Below are 13,890 nucleotides of genomic sequence, written 5' to 3' on the forward strand. Positions count from 1 at the left end.
CCGCCCCCCCCCGCCCCCCCCCCCCCCCCCCACCCCTCCCCCTTCCCCCCTCCCGCAAGGGGAGGGGGGACTAGGAAGGGATGGGCTCAATCGGGCAGCTCCAATCATCTCATCCTGCCTTCGGCACGCGCACGGTCACCGGCATGCCCTGGCGCAGGGCCGGGTCGGGCTCGTCGACGATGATGCGCAGGCGGTAGACCAGGTCGGTGCGCAGCTCCGGCGTCTGCACCGTCTTCGGCGTGAACTCGGCGACCGGCGAGACGAAGCCGATCCGGGCGCGATAGGGCCGGTCCGGCCTGGTGTCCGTCATCACCTCGACCATCAGCCCCGGATGGACCCGGCCGAGATCGGGCTCGGCGACATAGGCGCGGATCCAGACCGGCTTGGTCAGCGACAGCACATAGGCGACGCTGCTGGGCGCCATGATCGCCCCGGGCTCGGCCACCCGCGACAGGATGATGCCGTCGGCCGGAGCCTTGAGCGTGGCGTCGGCCAGCGAGGTCTCGGCGGTGGCGAGATCGGCCTGGGCGGCGGCGAGGTTGGCGCGGCCGGCGGCGATGTCCTCGGCCCGGCTGCCCTCCAGCAGCAGTTCGAGCGCCTGCCGGTCCGCCTCCAGCCGCGCCTGGGCCATGTCGCGGGCGGCCAAGGTCTGGTCCAGCGTCGATTGCGGCGCGTTGCCCTTCTGGCGCAACTCCTGGGTGCGGTCGAAGGCCAGCTTGGCATTCGCAAGATCGGCTTCGCGCTCCGCCACCGTGGCGCGGGCCTGGGCGATCTCGGCAGCGCGCGGGCCGGCCACCAGCTTGTCGAGATCGGCCTGGCGCGCGGCGACGCTGGCCTTGGCCGCCGCGACGCTGTCCTGGAACGGACGCTCGTCCAGCCGCGCCAGCACTTGGCCTGCGGTCACCGCCTCGCCCTCCTCCAGCTTCATCTCCACGAGACGGCCGGAGACGCGGAAGCCGAGCTCGGCCTGGCGGATGTCGACATTGCCGTAGAGAGTCAGGGTGTCGCCCTGGCCCTGGCGCCAGCCCAGCCGGCCCGGCAGGTCGAACCACCAGCCAGCGGCGACCGCGGCCACGGCCAGGACGAAGATGGCGATGCGGATTTTCATGGCAGCTTCTCCGCCGCCAGGCCGCGCAGATAGATGTCGAGATGCCGGTCGATGAAGACGCCGAGGTCGAAGGTCTCGCTCGGACGCACGAAGGTGGTGCCCCAGATCACCGCCATCAGCAGCGGCGCGATCAGCAGCCGGGCGGCGTCGGCCGGATCGACCGGCCGGATCTCGCCGGCGGCGATGCCGCGCTCGATCAGGCCGGCGACGGTGCCGAGCATCCGGTCGATCACGGTCTCGCGCCAGAACTGCGCCAGCTCGGGGAATTGCGGGGATTCGGCGATGATCAGACGCGGGAACTTCTGCAGTGGCGACCCCGCCACGGTGCGCATGATGGCGCGCAGCAGTTGTGGCAGGATCTCCAGCACCGGCGTCCCGGGCCTCGCCGTCTCGCCGATCAGCCGCTCGACATTGGGCAGCACCGACTGGCGCACCAGCGCCTCGAACACCGCCTGCTTGCTGGGGAAGTAGAGATAGACCGTGCCCTTGCTGACCCCGGCTCGCGCGGCGATGTCGTCGATCCGCGTCGCGGCGAAGCCCCGCTCCACGAACAGCTCGAACGCCGCGTCCAGCAGCTCCGCCGGCCGCGCCTCCTTGCGCCGCTTCCGTGCCCCCTGAGCCATAACCGGTCCGCGCGCCTTCGTTAATGACTGACCAGTCAGTTATTAACGAAGGCGCGGTACGAGTCAAGGCTCCAACCGGACTGCCGGGCTGCCGGAGGCCGGCCGGATAACGCGAAAGGGCCTCTCCTCGCCGGGAGAGGCCCTTGATCGGTCATCGTCAGAAGGGTTCGGACCGCCGGGCGGATCGCGCTACTGGCCGATCTCGTCCAGCTCCTTCGGCAGGGCGCCGGACTCGATGACCCATTTCGCGCCGTCGAGCCGGGCCACCGCCGTCTCGCTGCGCTTCTGGCCCTTGTCGGTGACGGCGAAGGTCAGGGTCATTCGGCCGGCGGCAGGCTTGTCGAGGTCATAACGGCCCTCGACCTCGACGATGTCCTTCTCCTCTTCCGCCGCGCCGCCGTTGCCGGCACCGATCCGCAGCGGCTCGGCCGCGGTGATCCGGTCGTTCTCGAGCAGGAAAAGGCTGAGGTCGGTGAAGGAGAAGCCCTGATAGACCGCGACGCTGCGGACGACCAGGCCGTTGTGGCCCCCGAACTTCACCGCGGACAGCTCACCGGGATGGCCATAGGTACCGACATCGGCGAAGTCCGGGATGGCGGTGACGAATCCGGGACCGTCGAGGCCCGGGCGCGACGGGTCGGGACGCATGATGTAGGCCGAGAGCCGCGCGGCCTCGCCATGGCCCATGCCGCCGACGCGCCCGCGGGCCATGATCAGCAGGTCGAAGCCGTCATAGGCCAGCCGCTGGACCGGCCACAGGCAGTCCACCCCGTCATCGGTGTCCTTGGCCATGGTGTAGGACGAGTTCAGCGCCGCCTCGACCATGACGCCGAGCAGCGAATCGTCCTGCAGCATCGCGTCGGTCTCCGGGCACAGGACCGTCTTCGTCTCCGCCCGGGCCGGCGCCAGCGGGCCGGCCATCGCCGCGGCGGCCGCCAGGGCGGCGATCAGCATCTTCATCGAGAATTCCCCTTCGGTTCCGCCCCATTTGAACCAAGGAATCGCGGCGGCAACGAGGCAAAATCTCCTAGACGCTCATGCGCAGGGGCATCGCCGCCTGGTCCCGCCCCTCCTCGACCGCGTGGCAGGCGACCAAAGCGTCGCCCGCTGCCAGCGGCTGCGGCACCTCGCGGCGGCAGCGGTCATTCGCCAGGGGGCAGCGCGGATGGAAGGCGCAGCCCGGCGGCGGGGCGATCGGGCTCGGGATCTCGCCCTCCACCATCCGCCGCGGCCGGCCGGTCATCTCCAGGTCCGGCAGGGCGTCCAGCAGCATGCGGGTGTAGGGGTGGCGCGGCGCCCGGAACAGCGACCGGGCCGGCGCCAGTTCGACCATCCGGCCGAGATAGACGACGCCGATCCGGCTGGCCATGTGCCGGACCACGGCGAGGTTGTGGCTGATGAACAGGTAGGTCAGGCCAAACTGGTCCTGCAGATCCTTCATCAGGTTCAGGATCTGGGCCTGGACCGAGACGTCGAGGGCCGAGGTCGGCTCGTCGCAGACGATGAACTCCGGCTCCGACGCCAGCGCCCGGGCGATGCAGATGCGCTGGCGCTGGCCGCCGGAGAATTCGTGCGGGAACTTGCGCCCGTCGCGCGGGTCGAGGCCGACCCGGCGCAGCAGCTCCGCCACCTTCTCCGCCGTCTCGGCCTGGGACGAGGACAGGCCGAAGGCGCGGATCGGCTCGGCCACGATGCGGTCGACCCGCCAGCGCGGATTCAGGCTGGCAAAGGGATCCTGGAAGATCATCTGGATGCGCCGGCGCAGCTTGGCCAGCTGCGCCTTCTTCGCCGGGTCCGACAGGTCGATGCCGTCGATCAGCACCGCGCCGTCGCTGGGCTGCAGCAGCCCCACCGCCAGGCGGGCGATGGTCGACTTGCCGGAGCCGGATTCGCCGACCAGCGCCAGCGTCTCGCCCCGGGTGATGGTGAAGCTGACATCCTGCACGGCCTTGAGCGTGAGCCGTGGCGAGCGGTCCAGGAGCCGCGCCAGCAGGGGCTTGGAGAGGTCGAAGTGGCGGCTCAGTCCGACCACCTCGACCAGGGTGTTCGTCGTCATGCGCGCGCCCCTTCCATCAGCCAGCAGGCGGCCGCCCCCGGCCCGGCCGCGATCAGGTCCGGCCGGTCGCGCCGGCAGCGGTCGAAGGCGGCGGTGCAGCGCGGGTTGAAGGCGCAGCCGGGCGGGATCGCGTCCAGCCGCGGCATCGCGCCGGGGATCTGCTGCAGCCGCTCGTCGTCGCCCGTGACCGTCGGGATCGAGCCCATCAGCCCCACCGTGTAGGGGTGGTGCGGCTGCTTGATCACGGTCCTGACCGGGCCGATCTCGGCGATCCGCCCGGCATACATCACCGCCACCCGGTCGGCGGTCTCGGCGATCACGCCCATGTCGTGGGTGATCAGCATCACCGCCGTGCCGCGCTCGCGGCACAGCCGCTTCAAGACCGCGATCACCTGGGCCTGGACCGAGACGTCGAGCGCGGTGGTCGGCTCGTCGGCGATCACCAGCTCCGGCTCCGCCGCCAGGGCCAGGGCGATGACCACGCGCTGGCGCATGCCGCCGGAGAACTCGTGCGGGTAGCTGTCGATCCGCTCCGCCGCCGCCGGGATGCCGACCTCCTCCAAGAGGGCGATGGCGCGGCGGCGGGCGCCGTCGCGGCCGAGCGGCAGATGGGTGGCGATGGTCTCGGTCAGCTGCTTTCCGACGGTGTAGAGCGGGTTCAGGCTGGTCAGCGGGTCCTGGAAGATCATGCCGATACGCCGGCCGCGGATCCGCCGCATCGCCTCGGGCCGCAGGTTGTCGATGCGCTCGCCCTTGAGCCGGATCTCGCCGCCGGCGATGCGGCCGGGCGGGTCGATCAGCCCGATCACGGCGGTGCCGGTGATCGACTTGCCGGCGCCGGATTCGCCGACCACGCCCAGCACCTCGCCGGGCGCGATGTCGAAGGACACGCCGTCGATCGCGGTCAGAAGGCCGCGCCGGCTGCTGAACTGGACCTTGAGGTCGCGGACGCTGAGCGTCGTCTCTGCCATAACCCTCACCGCAGCTTCGGGTTGAGGGCGTCGCGCAGCCAGTCGCCCAGGAGGTTGACCGACAGCGCCAGCACCGCCAGCGCGGCGCCGGGGAAGATCGTGATCCACCATTCGCCGGAAAACAGGAAGCGGTTGCCGATGTTGATCAGCGTGCCCAGCGACGGCGAGGTCGACGGCACCCCGACGCCGAGGAAGGACAGGGTCGCCTCGGTGATGATCGCCAGCGCCAGGTTGATGGTGGCGATCACCAGCACTGGCCCCATCACGTTCGGCAGCACATGGCGGAACATGATGGTCCAGTCCGACAGGCCGATCAGCCGGGCGGCCTGGACGTATTCCTTGCGCGATTCGACCAGGGTCGAGCCGCGCACGGTGCGGGCATACTGCACCCAGTAGGACAGGCCGATGGCGACGACAATCACGGCGATCTGGACGTCGGTGCCGCCGCCCTTGCCGACCAGCGCCAGGGCGATGCCGTTGATCAGGAGCGCGATCAGGATCGCCGGGAAGGTCAGCTGCACGTCGGCGACGCGCATGATCACGGCACCGACCCAGCCGCCGCGATAGCCGGCGACGAGGCCGAGGGTGACGCCGATCAGCATCGCCAGCGCCACCCCGGCGACGCCGACCAGCAGCGAGATCCGGGTTCCGTAGAGGATGGCCGAGAACAGGTCGCGGCCCTGGTCGTCGGTGCCGAGCGGGAATTGCGGGTCGCCCTGCGCCTCGAAGGCCGGAGGGATCAGCGAGTTCATCAGGTCGAGGCTGGCCGCGTCGAACGGGTCCTGCGGCGCGATCAGCGGCGCCAGGATGGCCCCCGCGGCCATCAGCAGCGTGACCACGAGGGCGATGATGGCGATCGGCGAGCGGCGGAAGCGCCAGGCGAGGTCGCTGTCGAGGAATCGGCGCATCGGCTCAGGTCCCGACGCGGATCCGCGGGTCGACCGCGGCGTAGAGGATATCGACCACCAGGTTGATGGTGACGAAGATGAAGGCGCTGAGCAGCAGGTAGGCGGCCATGATCGGGATGTCGACATTGGCCACCGCCTGGATGAACAAGAGGCCCATGCCCGGCCATTGGAACACCTGCTCGGTGATGATGGCGAAGGCGATGATCGAGCCGAGCTGCAGCCCGGTGATGGTGATGACCGGGATCAGCGTGTTCTTCAGCGCATGGCCGAAATGGATCGCCCGGTCGGTCAGGCCGCGGGCGCGGGCGAAGCGGATGAAGTCGGTGCGCATCACCTCCAGCATCTCGCCGCGCACCAGCCGCATGATCAGCGTCATCTGGAACAGGCCGAGCGTGATCGCCGGCAGGATCAGCGAGCGCAGGCCGGACAGGGTCAGGAATCCGGTGCTCCACCAGCCCAGCCGCACCACGTCGCCGCGGCCGAAGGAGGGCAGCCAGCCGAGCTCGACCGAGAAGATGAAGATCAAGAGGATGCCGATCAGGAAGGTCGGCAGCGACACCCCGACCAGCGAGGCGCCGAGGAACAGGCGCGAGAGCCAGCGCCGGGGATAGAGGCCGGTGAACACCCCCATCGGCACGCCGATCAAGAGCGCCAGCAGGGCGGAGGTCAGCGACAGCTCCAGCGTCGCCGGCGCGCGCTCGCCGATCAGGCCCGAGACCGGCTGCTTGAACTGGTAGGAGTTGCCGAAGTCGAACCGCACCACGTTGCCGGCATAGCGCACGAACTGCACCACCACCGGGTCGTTCAGCCCCAGGCTCTCGCGCAGCGCCTCGCGCTCCGCCTCGGTGGTCTCCTGCCCGACCATCTGGTTGATCGGGTCTCCGACGAAGCGGAACATGGTGAAGGCCAGCAGCGCCACCACCAGCATCACCAGGATCGCCTGCGCCATGCGCGTCAGGATGAAGGCCAGCATCACACCCCGCTGTCGTTGAAGGTAAAGGGGCGGCGGCTCAGTGTCGCCGCCCGGCGGGTCCGGACCTGCGGTCCTAGTTCTTCTTGATCCAGTCGAAGATCAGCCAGTTGTCCGGCCGCTGGACCACGGTGAACTTCTTCGACACGCCCCAGGACAGCGCCTGCTGGTGCAGCGGCAGGTAGCCGACATCCTGGTTCAGCAGGATGTCATAGGCCTGGAAGATCAGGTCGTCGCGCTTGGTCTTGTCGCCCTCGACCGAGAAGGCGTCGACCAGGGCGTCGACCTTGGGGTTGCAGTAGCCGCCGTCATTCGAGACGGCGACGCCGGGCGCCCGGCAGCGCACCAGATTGTTGAAGACGCTGAGCGAATCGTAGCCGTCCGGGGTCCAGCCCAGCAGGTAGAAGCTGGTGCTGTGGCCGCCGGCCTCGCCGATCTGGGTGAAGTGCTTGGCGCGCGGCTGGGCGTTTAGCGTCACCTTGACCCCGACCCGGGCCAGCATCGACACCACCGCCTGGCAGATCGCCTCGTCATTGACGTAGCGGTCGTTCGGGCAGTCCAGCGTGACCTCGAACCCGTCCGGATAGCCGGCCTCGGCCAGCAGCTTCTTCGACGCCTCCGGGTCGTAGGGATGGCGCTTGAACTCGCCGGCGCGGGCGAACAGCGCCGGCGAGATCATCAGGGCGCTCGGCGTCGCCTGGCCGCGCATGATGCGCTGGCCGATCGCGTCCTCGTTGATCGCCTGGTAGAAGGCCAGCCGCACCTTCTGGTCCTTGAACGGGTTCTTGCCCTTGATGTTGGAGTACAGGAGCTCGTCGCGATCCTGGTCCAGGCCGAGGAAGATGGTGCGCAGCTCGGGCGCGGTCAGCAGCGCGGTGTCGGCGTTGCCGGAAACCCGGTCCTGGTCCTGCACCGGCACCGGGTCGACCCAGTCGACCTGGCCGGACAGCAGGGCGGCGACGCGGGTGGCCGAGGACGCGATCGGCGTGAACTCGACCCGGTCGATGTCGCCCTCGGGCTTGCCCCACCAGTTCGGGTTGCGCACGAACACCGTCTTCACCCCGATCTCATGGCTTTCGACCATGAAGGGGCCGGTGCCGTTGGCGTGCAGCACGGCGTAGCCCGGGTTCTTGTCGGCCGTGGAGGATGGAGCGACGGCGTTGTTCGCTTCCGACCATTCCTTGTCGAAGATCGGCCAGGAATCCCAGGTCCCGTTCAACAGCGGGTTGGGCTTGGTCAGGACGAAGTCGACCGTGTGGTCGTCGACCTTCACCACCTTCATGTCCGCAGGGACGCGGCCCTTGATGTCCGACCCCGGGGACCGCAGCCGGTCGAGCGAATACAGCACGTCGTCCGCGGTGAACGGGTCGCCGTTCTGGAACTTCACCCCCTCTCGCAGCCGGACGCGCCATTTCAGCCCGTCGTCGGTCACCTCCCAGCCGGTGGCCAGGGCGGGGACGATCTTCATCTCCTGGTCGCGCTTGGTGAGCCCCTCATAGACGTTGCTCATCGTCGCGGTCGTGAAGGTCTCGTTGAACTGGTAGGAATCGAGCGTGTTCAGGTTGCCCTGGAAGGCGAAGCGGAACACGTTTTCCGCCCGCGCCGAGGCCGAAGCCGCCAGGACCGCCGCCCCGATCAGAAGCCCGGCCGCGGCCCAACGCAGCGGCCCGGGGGCCACCAGGGCCGAAGATCGATATCTGCCTCGCTGTCTCACATCCGCCATCGCTGCCTCGCTGGTTCTTGGTTGCAGGACGCCGGGCGGACGGTGCCGGCCCGGCTGGGTCCAAAAGGTTCGAAGGCGCGGCCGGTCGCGGCCACGATCTGAACGCCGGTCGGCGTGACTGGATACCTCCCCGGTGCCGATGATTGCCCGACTTTTGCTCCGGGTCGAGCCGGATCGGGAATCGATGCCCAATTCTCAGGCAATCCCTGGCCATCCCCGACGGCAGATCCGTCCCGCCATCCCCCATTCCCCCGTCCATTCCCTTCCGTCCCGGCAAGCCCCAGCAACTGCCGTGCCAACGGCGCCGGTCTGCGATGCGGCCGCGCCGTCCGAGGCCGCAGCCGGCCGGCTTGCGCCGATTCCGCCTTCGCCCTAGGGTACGCCGCTTCTGTCCTGGAGAATGTTGCGGTGCGCTATATCAGCACCCGGGGTCAAGCCCCTGCCCTCGGTTTCGACGATGTGCTTCTGGCCGGCCTGGCCCGCGACGGCGGGCTGTATCTGCCCGAGACCTGGCCGACCCGCTCGGCCGAGGAGTGGCGGCGGCTGCGCGGCCTGCCCTATGCCGAGCTGGCGACCGAGGTGATGCTGCCCTTCGTCGAGGGCTCGCTGACCCGGCCGGAGCTGGCGGCGCTGGCCACCGAGACCTATGCCGGCTTCGGCCATCCCGCCGTGGCGCCGCTGGTCCAGATCGACCAGGACCTGTGGCTGATGGAGCTGTTCCACGGCCCGACCATCGCCTTCAAGGACTATGCCCTGCAGCTGCTGGGCCGCCTGTTCGACCATGTGCTGACCAGGCGCGGCGAGCGGGTGATGATCGTCGGCGCCACTTCGGGAGACACCGGCTCCGCCGCGATCGAGGCCTGCCGCGACCGCGCCGCCATCGACATCGTCATCCTGCACCCCGAAGGCCGCACCTCCGAGGTGCAGCGCCGGCAGATGACGACCGTGCATTCCGCCAATGTCCGCAACGTCGCGCTGAAGGGCAGCTTCGACGATTGCCAGGACATGGTGAAGGCGATGTTCGCCGACGCGCCGTTCCGCGACGAGGTGCATCTCTCGGCGGTGAACTCGATCAACTGGGCCCGGATCATGGCCCAGATCGTCTACTACGCCGCCGCCGCCCTGGCGCTGGGCGCCCCCGACCGGCCGGTGGCCTTCGCCGTGCCGACCGGCAATTTCGGCAATGTCTTCGCCGCCTATGCCGCCCGGAAGATGGGGCTGCCGATCGCCAAGCTGGTGGTCGGGTCGAACCGCAACGACATCCTCGACCGCTTCTTCAAGTCGGGCGAGATGAAGATGGACGGCGTGGTGCCGACGCTGAGCCCGTCGATGGACATCCAGATCTCCTCCAATTTCGAGCGGCTGCTGTTCGAGCTGTGCGACCGCGACGCCGATCGCCTCAGCGCGCTGATGGCGGAGTTCCGCGGCACCGGCCGGTTCAGCGTGACCCCGGCGATGCACAAGGCCGCGACCGAGCTGTTCGCCAGCCACCGCCTGGACGACGAGGGCACGCTGAAGGTGATCGCCGAGACCCGCGCCGCGACCGGCCAGACCCTCGACCCGCACACCGCCTGCGGCCTGGCCGCCGCCCGCGCCCATCCGGCCGGCCCCGGCATCCCGATGGTGGTGGCCGCAACCGCCCATCCCGCCAAGTTCCCGGACGCGGTCGAGCGCGCCACCGGCTGGCGCCCGCCGCTGCCGCCGCATCTGGCCGACCTGTTCGAGCGCGAGGAGCGGCTGACCGTGCTGCCGAACGAGATCGGCGTCATCGAGGGCTTCGTCCGGCAGGCCCGTACCAACGGAGGTCCGGCCTGATGCCGACCCGTGAGAGCACCCTGTCGAACGGGTTGCGCGTTGTCACCGATCCGATCGGCACCGTCGAGAGCGCCTGCGTCGGGCTATGGGTCGGGGCCGGCACCCGGCACGAGACCGCCGAGGTCAACGGCGTCGCCCATCTGCTGGAGCACATGGCGTTCAAGGGCACGCGCCGGCGCAACGCCCAGGACATCGCCCAGGAAATCGAGGCCGTCGGCGGCCACCTGAACGCCTACACCAGCCGTGAGAACACGGCCTATTACGCACGCATACTGAAAGAGGACGCGCCGCTGGCGCTCGATATCCTCGCCGACATCCTGCAGAACTCGGTGTTCGACGAGGCCGAGCTGGGGCGCGAGCGCGCCGTGGTGCTGCAGGAGATCGGCCAGGCGATCGACACGCCGGACGACATCATCTTCGACCAGTTCCAGGAGGCCGCCTTCCCGGACCAGCCGATCGGCTGGCCGGTGCTGGGCACGGCGGACATCGTCGGGTCGCTGCCGCGCGAGGCGATCGCCGGCTATATCGGCCGCAACTACGGCGCCGACACCATGGTGCTGGTCGCCTCCGGCAACATCGACCACGACCGGCTGGCTGAGCAGGCCGAGCGGCTGCTGACCGGCCTGCCGGCCAAGGCCGAGGCGCGCACCGCCCCCGCCGCCTATCAGGGCGGCGAGCACCGCGAGGAGCGCGACCTCGAGCAGCTGCACCTGGTGCTGGGCTTCCCCGGCCTGTCCTACACCGACCCGGACTTCTACGCCGCCTCGGTGCTGTCGACCCTGCTCGGCGGCGGCATGTCCTCGCGGCTGTTCCAGGAGATCCGCGAGAAGCGCGGGCTGGTCTACTCGATCTACTCCTTCACCAGCGCCTATCAGGATGGCGGGCTGTTCGGCATCTATGCGGGCACCGGCGAAACCGAGGTGCAGGAGCTGCTGCCGGTGCTGTGCGGCGAGATCGGCCGGGTGGTCGGCGACGCGGCGGAGGACGAGGTCGCCCGCGCGCGGGCCCAGATCAAGGCAGGGCTGCTGATGAGCCTGGAATCGACGATGGCTCGCGCCGAGCAGCTGGGCCAGCAGATGCTGATCTTCGGCCGCCCGGTGCCGGCGGAGGAGGTGGTGGCGAAAATCGACGCGATCGACGCCGCCGCGGTGCGCCGGGTCGCCGAGCGCGTGTTCCGCACCGCCCCCACCCTGGCGGCGCTCGGGCCGGTCGGCCGGCTCGAGAGCTACGATGCGATCCGCGCCCGGATCGGCTGACGGCGTTGAGCGGGGCGGCGGTGATCGGCTTTTTCCGAACGGGGCTCGGCACCCTTCCGCCGGTCCGGATCGACGGCCGGCGGACCTATCTGCGGCCGCCGCGGCTGCGCGACTGGCGCCCCTGGGTGGCGCTGCGCGGCGACAGCCGCAGCTTCCTGATGCCATGGGAGCCGACCTGGCCGGAGGACGCGCTGAGCCGCGCCGCCTATCTGCGCCGGCTGCGCCGCCAGATCTACGAATGGCGGCAGGACGAGGGCTACGGCTTCCTGATCTTCGAGCGCGACAGCAAGCAACTGGTCGGCGGCATCGGCTTCTCCAACGTCCGCCGCGGCGTCGCCCAGTCGGCCTCGATCGGCTACTGGATCGGCGAGCGCTTCGCCCGGCAGGGGCTGATGACCGATGCAACGGCAGCTGCGGTGGCCTTCGGCTTCAACCAGCTCGGCCTGCACCGAATCGAGGCGGCCTGCCTGCCGCACAACGAGGCCAGCCAGAAGCTGCTGCTGCGCCTCGGATTCACCCATGAGGGCCAGGCCCGCGCCTATCTCAAGATCGATGGAGATTGGCGGGATCACTTGCTGTTCGGGCTGGTCGACACCGAGTTCCATCCGGCCCCGTGACCATCCGGCTTGATGCCGTTCCTCTGCGCGCCTAGGGTCAGGGCAAAATTATGGCGGAACGCGGCACGTGGCATTGGATTGGGACACCCTCTCGCGCACCCTGCGCCCCGAGAACAGCCCCGGCTTCCTGCTGTGGCAGGTCGCCAACCAGTGGCAACGGCTGCAGCGCTCGACGCTGGAGCCCCTCGGCCTGACCCATGTGCAGTTCGTGCTGCTCGCCGGCCTGGCCTGGCTGAGCCGCAAGGAGAGCGACGTCACCCAGGCCCGGCTGGCCGCCTTCTGCAAGACCGACGCGATGATGACCAGCCAGGTGGTGCGGTCGCTGGAGGCCGGCGGCTTCATCGCCCGGGCGCCGCACCCGACCGACAGCCGGGCCCGGCAGCTGCGGGTCACCGCCAAGGGGGCCGAGGTGCTGAACGCCGCCATGCCGCGGGTGCGCGAGGCCGACGCCCAGTTCTTCGGCGCGCTGCAGGAGAGCCAGGGCTTCGTCGAGCAGCTGCGCCGGCTGTGGTCCAGCGGCTCCAAGCGAGAGCCTTAAGCCAGCAGCCAGGCCGGTATCAGGAACACCAGCGGCGCGAACAGCGCGATCCGCATCCGCGGCAGCGCCACACCGTTGCGCTTGAGCAGCGTCAGCTGGATGTGCAGCGCGATGAACAAGGTGGCGGCGAAGACCAGCGCCGCCGTCGACAGAGTCAGGAGCTCGAGCGCCTGCAGCAGCGCCAGGGCCGCGACCATCACCCCGGCGCAGCCGAGCAGCCAGATCGTCGCCTGCTTCGAGATCAGGGCGCGGTTGACCCGCAGCTCGACATGGGCCAGTGACACCCACCAGATCGTCTGCATGCAGACGATGGGCAGCAGCCGCGACATCTCCGACAGATGCGCCCGCCAGCCCGGCAGCAGGTCGGCGCCGAACAGCTCGAAGCCGGCGAGGATCACCGCGGCCCCGGTCATGGTCAGTGCCAGCAGCACCAGGTAGAAGCGGTCGAACCATTCGACCGAGGCCTCGTACAGCATCTTGAAGAAGGCGGTCACGATCAGCTGGTGCACCAGGAAGATCGCCGCCGAGATGCGGAAGCAGACCGCATAGACCGACACCGCCTCGACCGACAGGAAGAAGCCGACCAGGACGCGGGAGCTGTTGACGATGGCGAAATAGACCAGCGAGTTCACCATCATGAAGAAGCCCATCCGCCGGGCGTCGGCATAGGCGGCGAAGAAGCCCGGCCGGATGGTGCGCGCCAGGCCGATCAGGGCGAAGAGGGTGAAGCCGAGCGCCGCGGCGCCGCAGCCGAGCACCACCGGCGCCAGCGGCACCCGCCACAGCGCCAGGAAGACCAGCGCGCCGACGATCAGGAAGACATAGAGCGCCAGGTTGTCGGCCACCAGGATGCCGAAGCGGCGCCCCATGGCGCGGTAGTAGACGCTGGCGGCGACCTGCGCCCCGGCGGCGGCGATGGCGACGCCGGCAAAAACCGGCAGCAGCGGGCCTGCGATCGCCCAGGCGATGGCGGCGCCGCCCAGGCCGATCAGGCCGATCGTGGCGACGACGAAGAACAGCAGGTCGAGGACCCGGTCGTCCTTGCGGATCAGCACGAGCTGCGGGACCGCGCCCGGGATGCCGAGGCTGAGGATCTGCGCCCCGATCACGCCGATGCTGAGCCCCAGCTCGGCCGTGCCGTAGTCCTGGATGCTCATCACCTGCGACAGCAGCAGCGGCCCGAAGAAGGCGGAGCCCTTGCCGAGCGCGAAGGCGAGCAGGAACAGCGCCGCCTGGCCGCCGGCCGCCCTGACCCGGGCGAGGTTCATCGCCAACGCCATGGCCGGGGGCGGCTCATGACGACCC

13 protein-coding genes are annotated in these 13,890 nt (G+C 69.7%); 4 read left to right on the forward strand and 9 right to left on the reverse strand.

Features of this window, described 5'->3' with window-relative positions; all coding sequences use genetic code 11:
* Positions 1–109 precede the first annotated feature (109 nt).
* From hlyD to AAHM41_RS16740, 8 genes are all read right to left on the reverse strand, one after another.
* Positions 110–1,108 (reverse strand): secretion protein HlyD, encoded by a 999-nt coding sequence (gene hlyD / locus AAHM41_RS16705; protein ID WP_342237693.1) that lies wholly within the window; start codon positions 1,106–1,108, stop codon positions 110–112.
* The gene (locus AAHM41_RS16710) at positions 1,105–1,731 is read right to left on the reverse strand and encodes a TetR/AcrR family transcriptional regulator (RefSeq protein WP_342237694.1); all 627 of its coding nucleotides are present in this window, start codon (positions 1,729–1,731) and stop codon (positions 1,105–1,107) included. Before AAHM41_RS16710 ends, hlyD begins: the two co-directional genes overlap by 4 nt.
* A 189-nt stretch (positions 1,732–1,920) precedes the next feature.
* Positions 1,921–2,691: a hypothetical protein gene (locus AAHM41_RS16715; RefSeq protein WP_342237695.1), complete on the reverse strand. Its 771-nt coding sequence runs from the start codon at positions 2,689–2,691 to the stop codon at positions 1,921–1,923.
* A 67-nt stretch (positions 2,692–2,758) separates the two neighbouring features.
* Positions 2,759–3,787, reverse strand: a complete 1,029-nt coding sequence (locus AAHM41_RS16720) for an ABC transporter ATP-binding protein (protein ID WP_342237696.1) — start codon at positions 3,785–3,787, stop codon at positions 2,759–2,761.
* Positions 3,784–4,758, reverse strand: coding sequence for an ABC transporter ATP-binding protein (locus tag AAHM41_RS16725; protein WP_342237697.1), 975 nt, complete (start codon positions 4,756–4,758; stop codon positions 3,784–3,786). The genes AAHM41_RS16720 and AAHM41_RS16725 overlap by 4 nt, the downstream gene beginning before the upstream one ends.
* 5 nt (positions 4,759–4,763) lie before the next feature.
* Positions 4,764–5,666 (reverse strand): ABC transporter permease, encoded by a 903-nt coding sequence (locus AAHM41_RS16730; protein WP_342237698.1) that lies wholly within the window; start codon positions 5,664–5,666, stop codon positions 4,764–4,766.
* Positions 5,667–5,670: 4 nt separating this feature from the next.
* Positions 5,671–6,639, reverse strand: a complete 969-nt coding sequence (locus tag AAHM41_RS16735) for an ABC transporter permease (RefSeq protein WP_342237699.1) — start codon at positions 6,637–6,639, stop codon at positions 5,671–5,673.
* 73 nt (positions 6,640–6,712) lie between these two features.
* Positions 6,713–8,314 carry an ABC transporter substrate-binding protein gene (locus tag AAHM41_RS16740; protein WP_342237700.1) on the reverse strand — a complete coding sequence of 534 codons (1,602 nt, stop codon included), beginning with the start codon at positions 8,312–8,314 and terminating at the stop codon, positions 6,713–6,715.
* 453 nt (positions 8,315–8,767) lie between these two features.
* Here AAHM41_RS16740 and thrC point away from each other — a divergent pair, with 453 nt between their 5' ends.
* The 4 genes from thrC (at position 8,768) to AAHM41_RS16760 (ending at position 12,585) form a co-directional block, all read left to right on the forward strand.
* Positions 8,768–10,174: a threonine synthase gene (thrC, locus tag AAHM41_RS16745; protein WP_342237701.1), complete on the forward strand. Its 1,407-nt coding sequence runs from the start codon at positions 8,768–8,770 to the stop codon at positions 10,172–10,174.
* Positions 10,174–11,430 (forward strand): M16 family metallopeptidase, encoded by a 1,257-nt coding sequence (locus tag AAHM41_RS16750; RefSeq protein ID WP_342237702.1) that lies wholly within the window; start codon positions 10,174–10,176, stop codon positions 11,428–11,430. The genes thrC and AAHM41_RS16750 overlap by 1 nt, the downstream gene beginning before the upstream one ends.
* Before the next feature lie 20 nt (positions 11,431–11,450).
* Complete coding sequence (locus tag AAHM41_RS16755; protein ID WP_342237703.1) at positions 11,451–12,047, forward strand: GNAT family N-acetyltransferase; 597 nt, start codon at positions 11,451–11,453, stop codon at positions 12,045–12,047.
* A gap of 67 nt (positions 12,048–12,114) precedes the next feature.
* Positions 12,115–12,585 carry a MarR family winged helix-turn-helix transcriptional regulator gene (locus tag AAHM41_RS16760; protein WP_342237704.1) on the forward strand — a complete coding sequence of 157 codons (471 nt, stop codon included), beginning with the start codon at positions 12,115–12,117 and terminating at the stop codon, positions 12,583–12,585.
* Here AAHM41_RS16760 and AAHM41_RS16765 read toward each other — a convergent pair.
* Entirely contained in the window at positions 12,582–13,865 is a 1,284-nt protein-coding gene (locus AAHM41_RS16765) for a hypothetical protein (RefSeq protein WP_342237705.1), read from the reverse strand. The genes AAHM41_RS16760 and AAHM41_RS16765 overlap by 4 nt on opposite strands.
* Between the last annotated feature and the right edge of the window lie 25 nt (positions 13,866–13,890).

The organism is Inquilinus sp. OTU3971 (genome assembly GCF_038440215.1).